The 19,318-nt window shown below is 61.4% G+C and carries 18 protein-coding genes; 9 read left to right on the top strand and 9 right to left on the bottom strand.

Going from position 1 to position 19,318, the window contains the following annotated elements:
- Positions 1-36: 36 nt before the first annotated feature.
- Both thiS and KF757_11530 read left to right on the top strand, forming a co-directional pair.
- The gene (thiS, locus tag KF757_11525) at positions 37-237 is read left to right on the top strand and encodes a sulfur carrier protein ThiS (GenBank protein ID MBX3323609.1); all 201 of its coding nucleotides are present in this window, start codon (positions 37-39) and stop codon (positions 235-237) included.
- A gap of 72 nt (positions 238-309) precedes the next feature.
- Complete coding sequence (locus KF757_11530) at positions 310-1,146, top strand: thiazole synthase (protein ID MBX3323610.1); 837 nt, start codon at positions 310-312, stop codon at positions 1,144-1,146.
- Positions 1,147-1,150: 4 nt separating this feature from the next.
- Here the strand turns inward: KF757_11530 and KF757_11535 are convergent, their stop codons facing one another.
- Positions 1,151-1,663, bottom strand: a complete 513-nt coding sequence (locus KF757_11535) for an asparaginase (GenBank protein MBX3323611.1) — start codon at positions 1,661-1,663, stop codon at positions 1,151-1,153.
- Positions 1,664-1,684: 21 nt separating this feature from the next.
- A complete protein-coding gene (locus KF757_11540; GenBank protein ID MBX3323612.1) occupies positions 1,685-2,134 on the bottom strand; it encodes a F0F1 ATP synthase subunit epsilon in 450 nt (149 codons plus the stop codon).
- Positions 2,135-2,218: 84 nt separating this feature from the next.
- On the opposite strand from KF757_11540, the gene KF757_11545 reads away from it, so the two are divergent.
- Positions 2,219-3,190, top strand: coding sequence for an iron ABC transporter permease (locus tag KF757_11545; GenBank protein ID MBX3323613.1), 972 nt, complete (start codon positions 2,219-2,221; stop codon positions 3,188-3,190).
- Positions 3,191-3,219: 29 nt separating this feature from the next.
- On the opposite strand, the gene infA is transcribed toward KF757_11545, so the two are convergent.
- A complete protein-coding gene (gene infA, locus KF757_11550) occupies positions 3,220-3,444 on the bottom strand; it encodes a translation initiation factor IF-1 (GenBank protein ID MBX3323614.1) in 225 nt (74 codons plus the stop codon).
- 142 nt (positions 3,445-3,586) lie between these two features.
- Here infA and KF757_11555 point away from each other — a divergent pair, with 142 nt between their 5' ends.
- Positions 3,587-5,197 carry an MmgE/PrpD family protein gene (locus KF757_11555; GenBank protein MBX3323615.1) on the top strand — a complete coding sequence of 537 codons (1,611 nt, stop codon included), beginning with the start codon at positions 3,587-3,589 and terminating at the stop codon, positions 5,195-5,197.
- A gap of 413 nt (positions 5,198-5,610) precedes the next feature.
- Here KF757_11555 and KF757_11560 read toward each other — a convergent pair whose 3' ends face one another.
- Genes KF757_11560 through KF757_11570 form a run of 3 tightly spaced genes read right to left on the bottom strand, consistent with a single transcriptional unit; the run spans position 5,611 to position 9,385 of the window.
- Entirely contained in the window at positions 5,611-7,722 is a 2,112-nt protein-coding gene (locus KF757_11560) for a hypothetical protein (GenBank protein ID MBX3323616.1), read from the bottom strand.
- Positions 7,722-8,444 carry an ABC transporter permease subunit gene (locus KF757_11565; GenBank protein ID MBX3323617.1) on the bottom strand — a complete coding sequence of 241 codons (723 nt, stop codon included), beginning with the start codon at positions 8,442-8,444 and terminating at the stop codon, positions 7,722-7,724. Before KF757_11565 ends, KF757_11560 begins: the two co-directional genes overlap by 1 nt.
- Positions 8,441-9,385: an ABC transporter ATP-binding protein gene (locus KF757_11570; protein ID MBX3323618.1), complete on the bottom strand. Its 945-nt coding sequence runs from the start codon at positions 9,383-9,385 to the stop codon at positions 8,441-8,443. The genes KF757_11565 and KF757_11570 overlap by 4 nt, the downstream gene beginning before the upstream one ends.
- 128 nt (positions 9,386-9,513) lie before the next feature.
- Between KF757_11570 and KF757_11575 the strand changes: the two genes are divergently transcribed.
- Entirely contained in the window at positions 9,514-11,154 is a 1,641-nt protein-coding gene (locus KF757_11575) for a response regulator (protein ID MBX3323619.1), read from the top strand.
- Between the two features lie 17 nt (positions 11,155-11,171).
- Here the strand turns inward: KF757_11575 and prmC are convergent, their stop codons facing one another.
- From prmC to dnaG, 3 genes are all read right to left on the bottom strand, one after another.
- Entirely contained in the window at positions 11,172-12,101 is a 930-nt protein-coding gene (prmC, locus tag KF757_11580; GenBank protein ID MBX3323620.1) for a peptide chain release factor N(5)-glutamine methyltransferase, read from the bottom strand.
- A 30-nt stretch (positions 12,102-12,131) separates the two neighbouring features.
- Complete coding sequence (locus KF757_11585) at positions 12,132-14,048, bottom strand: sigma-70 family RNA polymerase sigma factor (GenBank protein MBX3323621.1); 1,917 nt, start codon at positions 14,046-14,048, stop codon at positions 12,132-12,134.
- Positions 14,049-14,119: 71 nt separating this feature from the next.
- The gene (dnaG, locus tag KF757_11590) at positions 14,120-15,970 is read right to left on the bottom strand and encodes a DNA primase (GenBank protein ID MBX3323622.1); all 1,851 of its coding nucleotides are present in this window, start codon (positions 15,968-15,970) and stop codon (positions 14,120-14,122) included.
- Positions 15,971-16,294: 324 nt separating this feature from the next.
- On the opposite strand from dnaG, the gene KF757_11595 reads away from it, so the two are divergent.
- The 4 genes from KF757_11595 to KF757_11610 are packed head-to-tail and all read left to right on the top strand — an operon-like array spanning position 16,295 to position 19,316.
- Positions 16,295-16,564, top strand: a complete 270-nt coding sequence (locus tag KF757_11595; protein ID MBX3323623.1) for an acylphosphatase — start codon at positions 16,295-16,297, stop codon at positions 16,562-16,564.
- 37 nt (positions 16,565-16,601) lie between these two features.
- A complete protein-coding gene (locus tag KF757_11600) occupies positions 16,602-17,294 on the top strand; it encodes a haloacid dehalogenase-like hydrolase (protein ID MBX3323624.1) in 693 nt (230 codons plus the stop codon).
- Positions 17,276-18,550 (top strand): DUF418 domain-containing protein, encoded by a 1,275-nt coding sequence (locus KF757_11605; GenBank protein ID MBX3323625.1) that lies wholly within the window; start codon positions 17,276-17,278, stop codon positions 18,548-18,550. The genes KF757_11600 and KF757_11605 overlap by 19 nt, the downstream gene beginning before the upstream one ends.
- A 28-nt stretch (positions 18,551-18,578) precedes the next feature.
- The gene (locus tag KF757_11610) at positions 18,579-19,316 is read left to right on the top strand and encodes a hypothetical protein (GenBank protein MBX3323626.1); all 738 of its coding nucleotides are present in this window, start codon (positions 18,579-18,581) and stop codon (positions 19,314-19,316) included.
- The last annotated feature ends 2 nt before the right edge of the window (positions 19,317-19,318 follow it).

Raw genomic sequence — 19,318 nt, forward strand, 5'->3', positions numbered from 1 at the left:
GTCGGTTCTGCGAACACGATTCGTTGGGGGTTTCGGATGAGGATCACGGTCAATGGAGAGCCGGTCGATCTGCCCGAAGGGGTGACGGTGGCCGAATTGATTGCGCAGATAGGGCTTTCGACCACGATTTGTGCAGCCGAGGTGAACCGGAATCTGGTTCCCAAGCGCGATCAGGACACGCGCGAACTGCGCGACGGCGACGCGGTGGAGATCGTGACGCTTGTCGGCGGGGGTTGAGTGGCGCTCGATCGAGGCGGCTGATGACTCGCCCGTGCTGGTGCGGCTCTAGAGTTGGACATGGGATCGAACATGCGCGAAGAACCTGGGCTTGATGCGTGGAGCATCGCGGGGCGGCGGCTGATGAGCCGGCTGTTCGTGGGCACCGGCAAGTATGCGACTCACGAGTTGATGGCGGCGGCTCTGGATGCTTCGGGTGCGGAGGTGATTACGGTGGCGGTGCGGCGCGAGAGGCTGTACAACGCCGAGGGCCGGAGTCTGCTCGACGCGATTGATCTTGATCGATACACGATTCTGCCCAATACGGCGGGGTGTTTTTCGGCGGAGGATGCGGTGCGGGTGGCGCGGCTTGGGCGTGATCTGCTCGAACAGCTTGGCAACCCGGGGGCGCAATGCGTCAAACTCGAAGTGCTGGGCGACAAGCGGACGCTGCTTCCGGACCCGGTGGGGACGCTGGAAGCGACGCGGGAACTGGTTGCTGACGGATTCAGCGTGCTGGTGTATTCGAGCGATGACCCGATTTGTGCGCTGAGGCTCAAGGAAGCGGGGGCAACGTCGGTGATGCCCGCGGGGAGTCCGATCGGGAGCGGGCAAGGGGTACTGAATCGGAACAACATCGTGCTGTGTCTGTCGCTGTTGAAGGAAGGTGACGCGGCGTATCCGGTGATTGTGGATGCGGGCGTAGGCGCGGCGAGCGATGTGAGCGTGGCAATGGAACTGGGGGCCGATGGGGTGCTGCTCAATACTGCCATCGCGGGCGCGCGGGAGCCGGTGATGATGGCGCACGCGATGCGCAAGGCCTGGCAGGCGGGGCGGCAGAGTTACCTTGCAGGACGCATCGACAAGAAGCTTTACGCGACGGCGAGCAGCCCGGTCGAGGGCGCGATTTCGTACATACCCGGCGAGTGAGTTTTCAGGCCTGTTTGATGAAGGTCTTTTTCGCGCGGTCCTTGAGTACGCCGGGGAACTGGAGCGTGCGGCCGTGGGCGACGACATAGACCCCGGGCGCGAGAATGCCTGTTGCGAAAATTGACTCGGTGAGATTCTGGAGCGCGTCGGAGTGCTTCATTTCGAAGGGGCGCATCGCGCCGGTGAGGATGATGGGCACGGGCGGATCGATGATGCGTTCGTAGATGAGTTCGCCTGTTGCGGTGAGGGTGTCGGTGCCGTGAAGGATGACGACGCCATCACACCCTGCCGAGCAGCCGAGCAGGCGTGCGGTTTCGACGATACGCAGGCGCTCGTCGTCGGTGATGTCGAGGCTGTCTTTGGAGAGGAGTTGGATGGTGTTGACGATGGTGTCTTCGAGGCGGAGGCGGCGGAGCATGAGCGGGACGATGCTGCGTGCGTTGGACAGCGAGCCCGTGAGTTCGTCGTACGTCTTCTCGATGGTGCCGCCGGTGGAGATCAGCGTGATGTGCCGCATGATCAGAGCGTAGGTCGCTCGTCAGATTCCCTTGGCCTGACTTTGCGATGCGAGGCGTACTTTGAGGCGTGCGCGATTGCGGTCGTGGGAGATTCGTGCGGATTGGGCCAGGGCGTCAGTCGCGTGAATGTCGACCTTGCGGCTTTCGGCTGCGGCGAGCTCGGCTTGAGCATCGGACTTGGCGATCGATTCGATGGGCATGGCTTCCTGGGCGAGGATGGTCAGGCCTTCACTGCTCATTTTCGCGAATCCGCCGTCGATGAAGTAGGAGCGCGATCCGCCTTTGCTGTCGCGTGAGTCGGGAAAGTCGAGCCGGAGTTCGCCCAGGCCAAGGCGGGCGACGAGTGGGCTGCGTCCGGGCATAAAACCGGCAAGGCCGTCGTGGAGCGGCACTGAGGCGTACCGGACCTGGTCATCAAGGACAGCATGGGTGGGAGTGACAACGCGGCAGCGGATGGTGTTTTCAGCCAAGACTGGACTCCTGCAGAGGGCGGTTTGCATGATAGGTGGGCAATTGACGATGCGGCCAAGGTGCCGGGTGGATAGGCTGGAGGCGTGCGGTTGCCCATTGGAGTTCGGATTGCTTTGCTTGTCGCGTTGATGATCGCGGTGGGATTGGTACGTGTTGGGGTAGGGCCGACGCACAGCGACCCGCAGGTCGCGGCCCAGATGTTTGAAATTCGGTTGCTGCGGACCATCAGTGCGGGGCTTGTCGGTGGCTGCCTGGGACTGGCGGGGGTGTTGTTGCAGGGCCTGTTGCGGAATCCGCTGGCATCGCCAGACATCATGGGGCTTGCGTCGGGCGCGGGGCTTGCGGTGATGGTGGCGGCCTATGCATCCAGCATGGCAGGGGCGGGAGTTGTGGCTGGGTCCGGGCCATTGGTTCCGGCGATGCTCGGGGCGTTTGGCGTGCTCACAATCGTCTATGTGTTGAGCAACAGACGCGGTGTGATTGATCCGGTGGCCATGATACTTGTCGGGGTGATTTTGAGCATCACCTGCTCGGCAGGAACGATGCTCATTCAGCATCTGTTGCCAGATCGGGGTGTATACGCGGGACGCTGGCTGTATGGGGCGATCGATGAGGAAGCGGGGGGTGTTCGGCTTGCTGCGGCGGGAGTGACACTGGCGATCGGTCTGGTCGCTTCGATTTCATTCGGGCGCACGCTGGATGCGGCGATGATGAGCGAAGATGAAACCCGAAGCGTCGGGGTGCGGCTGGGGCTTGTGCGTGGGGGGCAGTTTGTCGGCGCGGGGCTGCTCAGTGGGGCTGCGGTGGCGCTGGCGGGGCCGATCGGGTTTATTGGTTTGATCGGGCCTCACATCGCGCGCGGGATCGTTGGGCCGGTTCATCGGTGGCAGTCGCCTGCGGCGGCGCTGGTGGGGGCGGTACTGGTGATTGCCGCCGATGCAGGGGTGCGATTGCTGGCGCTGCCATCGGGGAGGTTGCCTCTGGGCGTGGTGACCGCGCTTCTGGGTGGGCCGGTGTTTTTGGTGATGTTGCTCAAGGTGCGTCGGGGGCGGTAAGAGCCCGGGGGACGCGGCAAAGCGCGGAGTTACTTGCGGTAGGTGATGCGACCCTTGCTCAGGTCGTAGGGGCTGAGTTCGACTGTTACGATGTCGCCTGGGAGGATGCGGATGCGGAACTTGCGCATCTTGCCCGAGAGGTAGGCGAGGATTTCCGTCTTTTTGTCGTCGGGCAACTGCACTTTGAACATGGTGTTCGGCAGCGCCTCGACGACGACGGCTTCAAGTGAGATCTTGTCGTCCTGTTTGGCCATGTGGGGGACAGTGTAGCGCGTTTCGGGGAATAGGTACAGGAGCGAGCAGGTCGCCAGAGGGCCGGGGAAGCGGATGGACGCATAACCTTCATCCCCCCAGGCGAGGCCTGCGGTCGCGCCCATGATCAGGAGGAGACCCCCGATGTCCGAGAATCAATACGTCACGCTCCCTGCCGACTCGAACCAGGCGCTGGGCATCGCCCGGTATGCCATCGACTTTCTTTCGAGCGAACCTGGCAAGCGGGGCGAACCCGGTAGCGATGTGCTGGAGAAGACGACGCTGTTTCATACGGATGCGGCGTTGTGCGGGCTTTCGGCACTGGCTTTGGGGACGAACGCGCCAACGATCCTGCGGCGCGAGGCACTGACGTACTCGATCGGCCCGGATGCGGCTCCAATCGGGCGATCGGAGCGATCCGGGGCGACAGTGTTCGGATCAAGAACGCTCGTGCAGCCTGAGAAGGCGATTGTGGCCAACGCTGCGGCGGTGCGGGAATGGGATTCAAACGGGACGAACTTTGGATACAACCCGAGGCTCGGGCACACGGCGGGCGAGTTTGGGCACAACGACTTTTATCCGGTGTGTATCGCGGCGGCGCAGATGGCGGGGCGATCGGGGGCCGACGCGCTCAAGGCCATGATCTGCCTTGATGAGATTCGAGGCAGGCTTGCGGAGGTCTTCAGCCTCAAGTCGTACAAGGTGGATCATGTGGTGCATGGCGCGATCGCGTCGGCAGCGGTGTTTGGCGCGATGCTTGGCGCGACGGCCGAGCAGATCGAATCGGCCATCGGAATGACGGTTGCGCACTACATTCCTTTCCGGGCTATTCGCGCGGGCAAGCAGTTGAGCGATTCGAAAGGCGCGAGTGCGGCGATCAGCACCGAAGCCGCGGTGCTGGCGATGCGGCGTTCGATGATGGGCTTCCTGGGGCCTCGCGATATATTTCGCAATCCGGAGGCGATCTTCCGCATGTTCGAAGGACCTGGGCAGATGTTTGTGAAAGTGGGGGGCAAGCCCAAGGACGTGTCGCCGCGCGATTCGAGCCCGTTCGAACTTGTGCTTGGGCGAAGCGGGAGCGATTTTGCGGTGATGGGGATGCACTTCAAACTCGGGCTGTATGAGCACCAGTCGGCGGGCGCGCTGCAGGCCATGATTACGCTGTTGGGGCGAAGTCCGAAACTGCTTGAAAATGACGGCGCGAACATCAGGCGCATTCGCATTGTTGCATACGAGCCCGCATTCGGCATCATCGGCGACCCTGCCAAGCGCGACCCAAAGACGCGACAGTCGGCGGACCATTCGATGGTGTACATCGTGGCGACGTTGCTGCGCAAGGCCATCGAGAGCAAGAAAGTCGGCTGGACTGAACTGATGCTCGAACCGGCTGACTATTGCGCCGACGCCATCTTCAACAAGAAGACACGGGCGCTGATGGACACGATTGAGTTTGCGCACGGCGGGCCGGAGTACGACGCAAAGTATCCCGACGGCATCCCGACGAGCGTGGTGATAGAGGACTCGAGCGGCGCGTTGCATGACTCAGGGCTGGTGATGTATCCGGGCGGGCACGCGCGCAATGTGGAGGCTCCGCTGCGTCAGATTCTGGATCACAAGTTCGGTCTTCTTGGTGCGCTGGCGTTTGATGAGCCCAAGCCGATTGTGGATCGATTCATGCGGCTGGCGAGTTTGTCTGCGGCCGAACTGGCGACGCTGCATGATTTTGTGATTCAGGACCGCGGCGCGTTCGAGTGATCGGCAGATGATGCAGTGCAATTAGTGTTGAAATGAAAGCCCGCGCTTTCGCGCGGGCCTTCAGCAAGGAAATGAACCGACCGGGTGAAACTCGTCTCAACGGCGAACTCTGCTGGGGCTAGCCAAAAGCACTGGCCAACCTGATCGCTCCTGAACCCGGAACGGGAACACAAGGCTTCAGATTCGACTCGCTGCAAGGCCAGGGCCTCGGGCGAGTGTGTTGACGCGGGTTGTTTGACTGCGAGGCGCTAGGCACTTTCGAATCATGCAGACAAGATGCCTGATCGAACGCACAAATGCAAGGGCATTTGAAACACGCTTGGCGAAGATGGGCAGATTGGATGCTGTGTGCTGGCGCAGGTGGCGAAGCGGCAACGAGATCCGGATTCTGGGACGCGTACAGGCGCGCGTTATCACCCTCGCACGATGCGCCATCCGACTCCAGCCAGCAGCACTCCGAGGGGCAGTCCGGCAAGGATCAGCCATTGCAGACGTGCGGCCATGGCGGGCGACATGGCTTGAACGGTGGGCACATTTCCGGACGCTGCGCTTCGTGCGATCAGATCGTCAGCAAAAGCGAGCCATGCAATCGAGGCGTCGAGCAGTTCAAGATTGCCCGGATTGATGGCGATGAGTCGACCATCGACAGCGCGGCGGGGCTGCGCGACGCGATCGAGCGCCCATCCGTTGGATCCGATGCAGATCACGCGCTGTTCTTGGCCCGCAAGCGTGCGCTCGGCTGCGACGGCGAGCGTGTAGGAATCGCGCCGTTGATCTCGGCCTTCATCGAACTTTGCCAAGACATCGGCTGCGGCAGCGGTCGGCTGTGCCTGCCAGAGCCCGATCCACTGTGTTTCCATCCATCGCGAGTTTGAACCGGGCGCTTCGAGGAGTGTGACGGTTTGCACATCATCGCGTGAGTCGGTTTCGATCGCGATGGGCCAGAGGAGTTGGGTCGAAAGGGCTGCGATGGCTCGTTGAATCGGATGTTCGCCCGCGCTGCCTGGAGTTGTGAGCGTGGTTGCGATGGCTCGCCCTCGGTCGGTGACTTGTTCTGTCACGATGGGTGTGCCGGTATTCGGGCGCAGGCCGAAGGGCGCGAGCGCAGCCGCGATGGGGTCGGCATCCCCGAAGGTGGGAAAAACTGAAGGATTCAGCGAGAGGAGAATCGATTGGCCACCGTCGATGAGGTCGGTCACGACGCGCGCAAGGGCTGTTGCGCGGCGGGCACCGGTGAGGTTTGCGTCGCCGCCCGCGCTGGATGCGGCACTGTTGGGAGAGATGATGAAATAGACGCGAGGCCTGCGCCCGGCAGGGTCGAGTTTGTCCAGTGTCGGGTGATCGGGCGCGGCGACGATGGCCCACTCGAGCACGTCAACGCTGCGCGAGCGGGCGCGATCGATCAATTGCTCGAAGACAGGTGTCTTCATGACGAAAGGCTCGACTTCGGCGTGGACGATGATGAGGATCGGCTGGTGAGGCAGCGTGAGCGAAGCGAGTGCGACGGTGAGCAGGTCTTCGGCTCGGCGTGCGACTTCGCCCCCGACTCCGACGTGCGCCGCGACAAGGCCGTCGATGGAGGGCAGAAGCGCGTCGCGGTCGATCGCGGTGATGCCGACATCGGGCGGGCCGATGACGAGCAACGCTTCGCCCAGTGCCAGGGCGGATGCCACGCGAAAGACCGCTGGGCGAGGGAGTCGGGCCAGGGTGTCGGCCTCGGTGGCGATCAGGTCGCGTGCGCGAAGGAGTTCGCGCGCGCGGGGTGCAGCCTCCTGCCGTGCGGCCTGTGGCATCGTCTCGGTCGCACCAAATCGGCCGAGTTCGGTCCCGAGCATCGACAACTGATCTTCGATGCGGTCGAGGTCGGTGGCGATGCGGTCGCGAATGGTGGCGGTGTCAGGCAGCATGCCATCCTGCGTGGCTAGTTCCTGATCGATAAGATCTGCGATGCGGCTGAGATCTTGCGCTGCGATGCGCGAGAGGGAAGCTCCATTCTGCAACAGGCGGCGCACGGTGTTTGCATCGGGCCGATCGGTTGGCACGGCTAGCGCGGCACTCTCGATGCCGGCTGAAACGGATTCGAGATCGACAGCAGTGGTGCGAAAGTTGGCTGCAGATTCGGTCAACCGTTGCGATTGGCGCTCGATGATCGGCCGATCGCGCTCACGGAGTTGATGGACAAGGGCTTCGAACTGCGCCTTGCCGCGGCTGGTGCCGACATCGACGGACTGAAAGTGGATGTTCTCGTTCGTTCGTGCCAGGCCTGAGAGCAGATCGACGATCGCGTCGTACGACTTTTGATCCACGCGTGAACGATCGACTGCGAAGACGAGGTCGAATCGCCCCGGCAGGCGTTCGATCAGACGACTTGTGCGCGGGCTGAGCTGGTGTTGCCCGGTGAGGGTCAGGTCGTAGCGTGTGCGCGTCTGAAGTGCGATGAGATTCATCAGCACCACCGCGAGCAGGATCGCGGCGACAACGATCAATGTTGAACTCCATGCGCTCAGGCGTCGGTTGCGGAGCATCAGCGCCACCTCCGCATCGCCAGCACGCCCGCAGCAAGCGTGACGAACAGCCCGATCAGGCTTGCGAAGTACACCACGTGTGAAGTGTCAACGATCCCGATCGCAAAGTCGCGGACGCGGCGGTCAATTGACAGCGACATGAGCACCTCTGCGACCGGAGCAGGCGCGAGACTTGCAATCTGTGTTGAAGTCAGCGAAACAAGGATCAGAAACATGAGCGTCGCAAGGAATGCGAGCGTCTGGCTCGAGGTGATTGATGAAGCGAGGAGTCCGATCGCGATGTACAGCGAGCCGACGAGGATCAGGCCGAGATATCCAGTTGCGATCGGGCCCGGATCGGGGCGTGGATCGCTGAGCCACATCAGAAGGACGGGATAGAGGAGCGTTGGAGCGAGCATGACAAGGAGGAAGAGGACTGCGCCTGCGAACTTGCCCAGAGCCAGCGACCATTCGCTCAGAGGTGTTGTGCTGAGAATTTCGATTGTTCCAGAGCGATATTCATCAGCCAGAAGCCGCATCGAAACAGCTGGCGCGATGGGCACAAGCAGAAATGCCGAGGCACCAAAGAAGTATCGCAGCGTGGCAGCCTCTCCGGGGACGAGCGTGTTGAGCGCGAAGACAAGACCAGTCAGAAAGAGGTACAACGCCAGCACGATCCATCCGACCGGTGTGCGGAAGAGCGATCCGAGTTCACGAGCTGCAAGAACCAGCATCACGTTCATGGCTGGCCCCCTGCGCCGGCCCGTTCGGCGAGTTGGACGAACACGTCTTCGAGAGTTGGCCAATGCATGCTCAGCTCACGCACTTCGATATTCTGAGCACGAACGAGGCGGGCGACTTCGTCGCGGGCGCTGGCGTGCGTGATTGCGGCCGAGACCCGCGTCCACCCATCTTCAGAGGCTTGATGGGACACGACCTCGATGCCCGCGACACGCCGCAATGCTTCGGGCAAAACGTCGCCCGCATTGGCGCGATACTCGACGATCAGCTCTGCAGATCCGGTGCGTGAGAGCGCATCGGGCGAACCATCGGCGCAGAGCTTCCCGCCGACGATCACGATAACGCGATCGCAGGTGCGCTCGATCTCGGGCAGGATGTGGCTGGATACGAGCATTGTGCGATCGGTTGCCAGTTCGCGAATGAGGCTTCGGGCGTCACGGATCTGTGTCGGATCGAGGCCGTTCGTCGGTTCGTCGAGGATGAGGACCGGTGGGTTGTGGACCAGTGCGGCTGCCAGCCCCACGCGCTGCTTGTACCCCTTGCTCAGAGTAGAGATCCGCCGGGTCAGCATGGTGCCAATACGGCAGCGGTCGGCGGCTTTGCGGGCGGTGGCCCGGGCATCGCGGCGGCCCAACCCGGTCAGACGAGCACGGTAATGAATGTAGTCGATCGCGCGCATCTCGGGGTAGACGGGGGCGGACTCGGGAAGATACCCGATCAGACGGCGAGCAGCGAGCGGATCGCGAATGGTGTCGTGTCCGCCGATGGAGACAGAGCCCTGATCCGGGCAGAGGAATCCGGTAATCATGCGGATTGTGGTGCTCTTTCCCGCTCCGTTTGGGCCGAGCAGTCCTGCGACCTGCCCGGGGATGAGCGAGAAGGACACGTCCTGCACGGCCCGTACCTTTCCGAACCGTTTGCAGATGACTTTGGCTTCGATCATGGCGTACAGACAATATCGGGCTGGAAGTCGTGGAACGTATAGGACCTGTGACGCGAAATGAATGGGCGGGTGCCCACTCGGGCGATACACTGTTGTAAGTAGACGCAAACCGGGGACCGTTCGTGGACATGACCAAGGGCCGTGTCACAGTGATTGCCGAGGGAATGTCACCCGAAGAGGTGTCTCAGTTGCAAACTGTGCTTGCGGAACAGTATGAAGTGACGACGGCGAACGAAGCGCCAGTGGTGGAACTGATTGCGAACTCGCTTGTGGAGGGGATTGTGCTCTGCGGCGAGCAGGGGGGGTTGCTCTGGAGCAACAGTTACTTCGGGGCGCTTGATGAGGCAACCCGGGCGCGAATCATCGACGTCTGCAGCGAGGCGATTTCGTGGTTTGTGAGTCGTGTCGGACAAGGGGAGGTGCCGCTGCGCGACTTGATGTGCAAGTTTGATGTCGGGTCGGAGGATGGCCGCCGGCTGTATGAGGTGTTTGTGACTCCAGCCAAGCAGCGTGTGGATGAGGGTGCGTTGTGCAACCGCGAGGATGTCTCGCGTGTGGCGGCGGTGCTGCGCGACGTGACGCGCGAGCGGAGCGTGCAGGCGAAGATGGAGGCGATCGACCGCGCCGGGTATGAACTGGTGCGTCTGGACGCTGAGGCGGTTCGTGCGATGAACTCGATGCAGAGGCTTCAGCTGCTCGAGAGCAAGATCGTGAGATACATGCGTGAGGTGTTGCACTACGACCACTTCGCAATTTTTCTGATCGAAGAGCGTTCTCGCAAATTGGAATTGGTGATTTCGACGGGTTTGCCACAGGAAATTCAGCATTTGAATCTGGTCCCCGAAGCCGATGGCTCGGGGATCAGCGGGTTTGTGGCGGCGACGGGTCAGAGTTATATCTGTCAGGATGCGCAGTCCGATGAGTTGTTCCTGCCGGGCCTGGTGGGCGCACGGAGTTCGCTGACTGTGCCTCTGCTGCTGCACGATCAGGTGATCGGGATTATCGACATCGAGTCGCAGCAGCCTCGGGCTTTTGACGAGGAAGATCGGCGTTTTGTTGAAATTTTCGCTCGGCATGTGGCCTTGGCGCTGCACATGCTCGATCTGCTGGTGGTTGAGCGCTGCGCGACGAACGAGAATGTGACCGGGCGCGTCGAGGGCGAACTGAACGAGCCACTTGACGACATTTTGCACGAAGTGGAATGGCTTGGAGAATCGGGCAAGGTCTTTGCTCCCGAGGCGGCGGCGCACATCGCGAGGATTCGGGCGGATGTGGAGTCGATCCGTCAGCGTGTCAAGGAAGTCGCGTCCGGGCCTCAGACTTTGCTGGGCGTGGATCGGGCGCTGGCCGAGCGCACGCAGGATCCGATCCTGATCGGGCGCCGGGTGCTGGTGACTGATGACGCGCCCAAGATTCGCAAGGTTATCGGCGAAGTGCTCAAGAGTAAGGGTTGCGATGTCACGATTGCTGCCTGCGGCGAAGAGGCAATTCAGGCACTGCACACGCGACAGGCCGAGCAGGAGTTGCCGTTCGATCTGGTGATCAGCGACATTCAGATGCCGGATCGCAATGGGTACGAAGTCTTCGCGGCTGCCAAGGCGGTGAATAGTGAGACTTCGGTGATCCTGATGACAGGATTTGGCTACGACCCGCACCATTCGATCGTGCGAGCGAGTCAGGAAGGCTTGACGGCGGTGATTTTCAAGCCGTTCGAGATCGAGGCACTGCTCGAACAGATTCGCAAGGCGCTCGCACCCAAAGCCGACTGAACAATCGTGGAGTGAGTTCAGGCATTGCGCCATGCCACGAGCGTTCGAGGCAGTCCGTCATCGTCGCGCAGAATCTGGGGCGATGTCAGGAGAGGGTGGTTCTGCGCGATGCGCAGGACAGTATCTGCGGTCCTGGTCGCGATCTCGATGGCGAGTAAGCCGCCGGGTCGAAGGAGTGGCGGAGCGTGGGCAATGATGGGGGCCACGAAGTCGAGTCCTTCGGTCCCGCCGCGAAGCGCCGTTGTCGGTTCATGATTGCGGACGTGCGGGGCGACATCATCCCATTCGGAGTCAGGAATGTACGGCGGATTGGCCACAAGCGCTCCGAGCGATGCTTTGTTGCCAGCGACGGGATGGTTGAGCAGCGGTTCGAGGAGGTCGCCGCAGATCGTGTCGATGCGATCAGCGACGGCGTGTCGCTCGGCGTTCTGGCGTGCAACTTCGAGGGCGCTTGGCGAGAGGTCTGTGGCCATGATGCGGGCATGCTGAAGGTGCCTGGCGATGGCGACGGCGATGCACCCCGAGCCGGTGCAGACATCGGCGATCAGAAGTGCGTCGCCTTCGTGTCCGCCGAAGCCCGGTCGGCCACGGGCATGCTGAATGACCTGCTCAACAATGATGGCGGTGCAAGGCCTGGGAATAAGAACACGACGATCGACGTGCATGGGGAGGCCAAAAAACCATGCTTCGCCGATAAGATACTGAATCGGTTCGTGGGCCAGGGCACGCGCGACAAGTTCGCGTAGCGATTGTCGTTCGATGGGCGTGGCAGGGCGATCGGAATCCATGTACAGGCGCAGGCGGTCACACCCAATGACATGGCACAGGAGCATCTCGGCGCAGAGGCGAGGCGACTCGACGCCTCTTTGAGTGAACGTGTCGTTCATCCACGAGAGCAGGCGACGCGTTGTCCAGACCGAGTTTGGACCGCTCTGTGCGACACTCACGATCAAGAGTGTATGCGGGAAATGGGAGATTCAGTCGCCGTCGGTGCCTTTGCGATCGGGCTCGGTGGGGTCGGGCTTGACCTCCTTATAGATCGAGCCATCGACAAAGCCCTGAAGTTTGCGGGCGCGGACGGGGTGTTGAAGTTTTCGGATGGCCTTGGCTTCGACCTGGCGCACGCGTTCGCGCGTGACCTTGAAAATCCGTCCGACTTCTTCGAGGGTGTAGGTGTATCCGTCGCCGATGCCATAACGGAGTTTGATAATTTCGCGTTCGCGGTAGGTGAGGGTCTTGAGGACCTGATCGATGCGTGAGCGAAGCATTTCGTTGGCGGCGGTTTCGCTGGGTGCGTCCTGTCGTTCATCTTCGAGGAAGTCGCCGAAGTAACTATCTTCGCTTTCGCCGACTGGGCGATCGAGACTGACAGGCTGGCGGCTGATGCTCATGACTCGGCGGCAGTCGGCAGGAGTGAGACCGGCTTGCTCTGCGACTTCTTCGATCGTGGGCTCGACACCACTGGCTTGGAGCAGCGCCTTTTGAATCGTGCGGAGGCGATTCATGGTCTCGATCATGTGGACAGGAATGCGGATGGTACGGGCGTGGTCGGCGATTGCGCGCGTGATGGCCTGGCGGATCCACCATGTGGCGTAGGTGCTGAATTTGTATCCGCGGCGGTACTCGTACTTGTCCACGGCACGCATGAGGCCGGTGTTGCCTTCCTGAATCACATCGAGGAAACTGAGTCCTCGGTTGCGGTACTTTTTGGCGATCGAGACCACGAGCCGTAGGTTGCCGCCGGAGAGATCGCGTTTGGCCTGCTCGTATTCCCAGAAGACCGTGGAGATGCGTCGCATGCGGCGGAAGAGATCCTGAGGATCGTCGAGGACAAGCTCGCGCAGGCCCGTGAGTTCCTCGGCCATGACCGCGAGGTCTTCGGAATCATGGTGGCGTGCTCGCGTGGAGGCTATTTCGAGTTGTTCGGAGAGGACTTCCATCTTCTGTGAGATGGAGCGGAGTTTGCGCATCAGCGGGATCACGCGCCCAGTTCGGAGGCAGAGTTCTTCGACGAGGGTGGCCATGCGGCGGCGGCGAGAGAGAAGGCGATCGGCATAGAACTGGCGGCGCGACTTGGTTGTGGCTTCCTGCATTGCCACCCAGTCTTCGCGGTTGCGCCTGAGGATGGAGTCGACGGTCGGTAGATTTGCAGGAATGCGGCGGGCGAGTTTATCCTTGTGATTCGACTCGGCAGTCGAGATGCGCATCGTGCGGTCGAACGGCAGATCGCCTGAATGGACGAGGCGCAGAACCTTGACTGATTCGGTGACAATGTAGTCGCTCTCGAAGCATCGCCGACGGAAGATCATGCGCGTGGTTTCGATCTTCTTGGCAAGACGAATCTCCTCTTCGCGCGTCAGCAGCGGGATTGAGCCCATCTGCGAGAGATACATGCGCACGGGATCATCGACGCGGCGCACTGCACCCTCTTCATGCACAGCCTCATCGAGGTCACGCTGGAGGGTTTCGTCGTCGAGGGATTCGGCTTCGGCAACATCGCGTTCGGCCTGTGACAAGCCGTGGTTTTGCGCGTTGAGGCGCACCTGCATGGCTTGCGAATCGCTTCCGCCTTCGCCGCCGGGGACACTTAAGGCGCGAAATCGCTTGGGAAGGCCCGTGATGGTGTCTTCTGGTGCTTCGGGTGGCTGGGCGGCGTCTTTTGAGGCACGGTAGACGCGGGCACGGAATTCGAGTTCATCAATGAGTTCGATGCCGTGTGCGTCGATGATGCTCAGGAGTTCATCGATTGAAGACGGAGAGACCATCTCGTCGGGAAGGGTGTTGTTGAGTTCCTCGTAACTGAGCCAGGTGCGTTCCTGACCGAGTTTGAGCAGTTCGAGCAGCGCCGGGTGAAGGTGGTTGGGGCCGACGATGTTGTTGGACTTTGCTGCCATGAATGAACCTTGCGGGAGCGGGACTCGCATGGAGGCCCGAAACGAACCTGCAACACGGTATGTCGGTCAGGTCAGGTGGGGCGCTTCATTCTCCAGGGATTTGCGCGAGCACTGGTCGGGAGTCGCTCGCGCGACTGACGGAGGCGATCGAGGCGCTGCTGGAGTGCATCGGTCGAATCGCCGGTTGGGGGCCGATCGGTTGGGGATGAGTGGTGATCGGCCCAGAGGGTCGAGAGGCAATGTTCAAAAAGTGTGCGCACACGATCCATGTTCCGTTCGGTCTGTGTCTCGGTTGCGGTGGCAAGACCGATGGCGGCGGCCTGCACCTCGGGACGATGCTCGGCGTCGAGGACGGCTTCGAGCGATGGATCCTGCCCGCTCCGCATGAGCCCCATGATGCAGTCGGCCAGCATGGCAATGGTCGGGGTGTCGAACCGCTCGCCCGTCGGCAGGAGCGCCAGGTCCTGTGCGTGTGCGCGCCAAAGTTTCGGCTCGATCAGCAGGCAGCCAAGCAGAGCGTGTGGCGCAGGGAGGGCGCGGCCGGGCTGGGACCAGTTGGTCGCGCTCTCCTCGGGGGCTTGACGCGGCTTGCGTGCACGTGCGCTCGGGAGGGTGTCGGTGAGGGTCTTGTGATCGAGGCCCGTGATTTCGTGCAGGCGTCGCATGATGAGCGCACGCTTGCGTGGTTCCAGATTTGTGAGGCCGAGGTCGGCCAGATGCTTGATTTCTTCGGTCAACGCCTTGTTGAGCGCGGATGGCCCCTTGCCTGCCCACGCCAGACGGATGCGGTCGAAGCGGTATTCGAGCAGCGGCGTGCCCAGATCGAGCGCGGCTTTGAGGGTGGCGGGGCCATCGGTGCGAGCGAGCAACTCGTCGGGATCCTTGGCGTCGGTGTGGGATGAAAGCGTGGCGATGCGCACGTCGATATCTTCGTTGAAGAACACATCAATGGCGCGATCTGCGGCTTTGGTTCCGGCTTGGTCGCCGTCGAAGAGCAGAACGATTTCGTCGCACAATCGTCGCAGCGTGCGTGCGTGGCCGATGGTCAGTGCGGTGCCGAGTGTGCCGACAACGTTGGTGAAACCGGCCTGGTGGCATGCGATGACATCGGTATAGCCTTCGACGATGACGGCGCGGCCCTCGCGCTGGATCGAACGGGCGGCCTGGCGCAGGCCATAGAGCGTATCGGACTTGTGAAACAGTGGCGATTCGGCTGAGTTGAGATACTTGGGTTGATCGTTGTCGTCGATGCGCCGAGCGCCGAACGCGATGACGCGCCCCATCTGATCGTGGATCGGGAACATCAGGCGGTCCCGGAACGTGTCGTAGAATCCGCCCGCATCTCGTTTTTTGAGCAGATGAGCAGCGACGAACAGTTCCTCGGAACGTGCGAGTGATTGGACCTTGAGCAGGAATCCATCGAATCTTTGCGGGGCAGCACCGAGTTCGAACTCCTGAACCATCTGCGCGCTGATTCCGCGACGGTCGATGAGCGTGCGAGCCCGCTCGCCATGCTCGGCGTGGGCGAGGATGGCGCGGAAAAAAATGTGTGCAATGCCGTTGGCTTCAGCGATGCTGTTCGAGTCGAATCCATCGCGTTCGGTCGCGGCCTGTTTTGCGGTCGCGGGTTTAAGTTCGATTCCCGCGCGCTGAGCGAGGTATTCGAGTGCCGGGCGGAACTCCATGCGGTGGAATTTCTGCACAAACGAGAAGACATCGCCTCCGGTGCCGCAGGCGTGGCAGTAAAAGATGTCCTTGTGCGGGATGACGGCCATGGAGGGCGTGTGGTCGTCATGGAATGGGCACAGGCCTACAAACTCGCGCCCGCGAGGGCGAAGCGCGACGTGCTGGCCGACAATGTCAACGATGTTCGATGCGTCACGGACGCGCTGCTTGTCATCGTCTCTAAGGTCCGAACTCATGCACACCCTCGTTTGAAAGGCAACGCCGCGATGCGAGCGGCGGTTCCGACAGTTGAGACTTCAGACGCGAACTGGCGCGTGCGCGCCGAATCCTGCTTGGCGAAGCGCCAAGGCCGTTTTCTTCAGCCGGTTGTCAAATCGCCACATGCGTGTGAGCGACTCGCGGTATCATCCTCGCCGAGCGAGATCCGCGAAGGCCAAAGGTGAGGGCGCTCGGAATCCGCCAACGGATAGGCTAGCACGGTACCTCATGGAATCAAACTGGCTTCGACAGGGTCACAGCAGAGAGACTTGCAGACGGCCTGCAATGGAGAGAAATGGCAGATGGATCGCATCGGCGTGACGTATTCGGGGCTCGTTCAGGGGGTTGGATTTCGCGCAACCGTGCGATCTCTGGCCCGGCCGTTTCAGGTCAGTGGGTGGGTGCGCAACGAACCTGACGGGACAGTGCGTCTTGAGGTTCAGGGAGTGGCCGAGGAGGTCGAGCGGTTCCTGGCTTCGGTGGTGCAGGAGCGGGGGAGTTTTATCACCCGAGCGCGTCGTGAGGCTCTCCCGATTGTCGAGGATGAGTCCGGGTTTGTGATCGCGTACTGACAGCAGGACGCTGGTTTTCCCAAAGGAAGTCGTTCGCATGCTGATTCTGTTTGACATTGACATGACTTTGCTGACCACCGATGGCGCGGGTATGGCGGCTCTGGGCGAGGCGGGGCGAGAACTCTTCGGCTCCGGTTTTGACGAAACGCGTACCGACTACGGCGGGCGGCTCGACCCGGTCATCATCACGAACCTGCTGATCGCAAACGGTCAGGATGTGACTCTTGCCAACTGCACTGCCATGCGGGCAGGGTATCGCAAGCACCTTGAAAAACAGTTGGCCTCGCGCACGCCTCGCGCGTTGCCGGGCGTTTACACTCTGGTGGGAAGACTCAGCGAGCGATCGGATCTGACGCTTGGGCTGCTGACAGGAAATTTTCAGGAGACGGGGCTGATGAAACTGGCCTCGTCGGGCCTGGATGCGGAGCCGTTTGTTCTCAATGTCTGGGGCGACGAATCACCGCACACCCCACCACAGCGCGAGCACCTGCCCGCGGTAGCAATCGAACGGTACCGCGCGTGGCGTGATGCGGACTTGCAACCAGAGCGGGTGGTCATCATTGGCGATACGGTCCACGATGTGTCGTGTGCGATTGCCAACGGGTGCCGTGTGCTCGGCGTCGCAACGGGGCACGCAACAGCCGATCAGCTCAGTGCGGCCGGCGCGCACAAAGTCTTGCCCGATCTATCCAACACGATGGAGGTTCTCGCATGGCTGAAACTGAACTGATCACATCTGCGCCGGTGCAAGAAGGCAAACGCATCGAGACGCTGGATGTGATTCGTGGCTTTGCGATGCTGGGAATTCTTGTGCCGAACATCGTGGCGTTTTCTTGGCCTCAGATGGCCATGTCCGAGACGAAAGTGTTCGGGATGACGCTCGACCTGCTCGGTACCGGCCCGGCCAACGACAGTGCCAACGCGCTCGGGCACTTCGTGACGCAGTCTTTCTTTCATGGGAAGATGATGTTCCTGTTCGCCCTGCTCTTTGGAGCGGGGGTCGTGATGTACTCGCGCAAGTTCGATAATCCCGATCGGCTGGTTCCGTTGCGTGTCGGCGCGGGGCTCTGGTATCGGCGCATGGCCTGGTTGCTGGCGATCGGCCTGACGCACGCAGTCTTCCTGTGGTTTGGCGATATTCTCGTGTGGTACGCAGCAAGCGGGCTGGGGCTGGTCTGGTGGCTGCGCCGCCTCAAGCCGATGACCCAGATTCTCATTGCGGTGCCTTGCTATCTGTTCGGAACCGCGATTCTGCTCGGGGTTACGGCGATTGGAGCACACGTTCACTCCAGCGGCAGTTTCGACCTTTTCAGCACTATTCCCTCCGAAGTTCAGGCCTATACAGGTTCGTATCTTGAAGCGCTTGTCGCACGCCTGTGGACTTTGGTTCAGTTGTACGTCTTCTCGGGGCCGCTCTTTTCTGTGTCCATTACGGGAATCATGCTTGCCGGTATTGCGCTCACGCGGCTTGGCGTACTCACAGGAGAACGATCCAACCGCTTCTATGCAGCCCTTGCTTTCGGTGGTCTTGTGCTCGGCTTGGGACTCACGGGCCTGGTTATCTCGGGTTTCAATGCAGCCAACATCGATTTCGCGGGTATGTACTTCAGCGTGATTGGCCAGTTGGTGGGCATTCCGACATCACTCGGGTACGCAGCCGTACTGATCCTGCTGGTCAGGAACAATCTCCTCGGATTTCTGACCAAGGCCCTGGCGGCGGTCGGACGCATGGCTCTGTCCAACTACCTCATGCAAACGCTCATCTGCACGACGTTGTTTTATGGATACGGGTTTGGGCTGTTTGCCAGGATTCAGTATCCGCACCTTTGGCTGGTCGTGGCGGGTGTCTGGGCAGTAAACATCACGTTCAGCGTGCTCTGGCTGCGAGTGTTTCAGTTTGGCCCCCTTGAGTGGGTGTGGAGATCTCTGACATACTGGAAGGTGATCCCGCTTCGCAGAACCCGTTCAGGGCTGCACGCTGGCTAGACTGCCCTGCATCAGGAGGCGGTCAGGAATGCCGGACAGTTATCGTGCGCTTTGCTCGGACTTCTACATCAACCAGAAGGTGAGCGTCAAACTCGATCTGCCCAGCTCGCGCGAGACGGTGCTTGATCTCTTCGAGCGCGTTCGGCGCGAGTATCCGGCCATGCAGTCGTTTCGGCGCTACGAAGATGAACTCGCCCTCGAGTCGATCCCCAGCCACGGGCCCAGCCGATGGCTTGCGATCAAGCCCGCAAACATCCGCTCGGGGGTCGTCAATCCGGATTCATTCGAGGATGCCTATGGCCTGCACCGGTGCGTGCTCGAAGTCGCACCCTACTTCCTCAGCATCAGCGCACTGGATATCGAGTTCGTCGAACTCCTCTTCGGGTTTGACATGGTGACAACCGGAAACCACGATGCGATCGTTGCGGCGGCTCTGCTCGGCGATTCGCCGCTGGCGTCGCTGATGGATGTGGAGGGTGCGACGGCGATCGACTGTCAACCGCTCTACGGGATGAAACTCGGGCACGATGCCACGGGAATCGAGGCTCATTTCGAGGTCAAGACCCGGCGCGGCACAGATCGTGTGCGGTCCGATCCGATCAGTATCTACCTGACCATGAGGCAGTACGACCCCGGCGTCGAAGTCGAGCATCTGCCTGGCATGCTCGATCGGCTGGCCGAGCGAGGCGAACACTTGGTCAATACGAAACTGGTGCCGGCGCTCCTGGCACCGATCCGGGCAGCGATCGCGTCGAGTGGAGGGTGAGT

This window comes from Phycisphaeraceae bacterium (assembly GCA_019636795.1).
Classification (GTDB): Bacteria; Planctomycetota; Phycisphaerae; order Phycisphaerales; family UBA1924; genus JAHBWW01.

Excerpts from the sequence above, each read along its gene's own strand:
- thiS (MBX3323609.1), top strand. The coding sequence starts at position 37 with ATGAGGATCACGGTCAATGGAGAGCCGGTCGATCTGCCCGAAGGGGTG.
- KF757_11530 (MBX3323610.1), top strand. The coding sequence starts at position 310 with ATGCGCGAAGAACCTGGGCTTGATGCGTGGAGCATCGCGGGGCGGCGG.
- KF757_11535 (MBX3323611.1), bottom strand. The coding sequence starts at position 1,663 with ATGCGGCACATCACGCTGATCTCCACCGGCGGCACCATCGAGAAGACG.
- infA (MBX3323614.1), bottom strand. The coding sequence starts at position 3,444 with ATGGCCAAACAGGACGACAAGATCTCACTTGAAGCCGTCGTCGTCGAG.
- KF757_11555 (MBX3323615.1), top strand. The coding sequence starts at position 3,587 with ATGTCCGAGAATCAATACGTCACGCTCCCTGCCGACTCGAACCAGGCG.
- KF757_11560 (MBX3323616.1), bottom strand. The coding sequence starts at position 7,722 with ATGCTCCGCAACCGACGCCTGAGCGCATGGAGTTCAACATTGATCGTT.
- KF757_11565 (MBX3323617.1), bottom strand. The coding sequence starts at position 8,444 with ATGAACGTGATGCTGGTTCTTGCAGCTCGTGAACTCGGATCGCTCTTC.
- KF757_11570 (MBX3323618.1), bottom strand. The coding sequence starts at position 9,385 with ATGATCGAAGCCAAAGTCATCTGCAAACGGTTCGGAAAGGTACGGGCC.
- KF757_11575 (MBX3323619.1), top strand. The coding sequence starts at position 9,514 with ATGACCAAGGGCCGTGTCACAGTGATTGCCGAGGGAATGTCACCCGAA.
- KF757_11585 (MBX3323621.1), bottom strand. The coding sequence starts at position 14,048 with ATGGCAGCAAAGTCCAACAACATCGTCGGCCCCAACCACCTTCACCCG.
- dnaG (MBX3323622.1), bottom strand. The coding sequence starts at position 15,970 with ATGAGTTCGGACCTTAGAGACGATGACAAGCAGCGCGTCCGTGACGCA.
- KF757_11595 (MBX3323623.1), top strand. The coding sequence starts at position 16,295 with ATGGATCGCATCGGCGTGACGTATTCGGGGCTCGTTCAGGGGGTTGGA.
- KF757_11600 (MBX3323624.1), top strand. The coding sequence starts at position 16,602 with ATGCTGATTCTGTTTGACATTGACATGACTTTGCTGACCACCGATGGC.
- KF757_11605 (MBX3323625.1), top strand. The coding sequence starts at position 17,276 with ATGGCTGAAACTGAACTGATCACATCTGCGCCGGTGCAAGAAGGCAAA.
- KF757_11610 (MBX3323626.1), top strand. The coding sequence starts at position 18,579 with ATGCCGGACAGTTATCGTGCGCTTTGCTCGGACTTCTACATCAACCAG.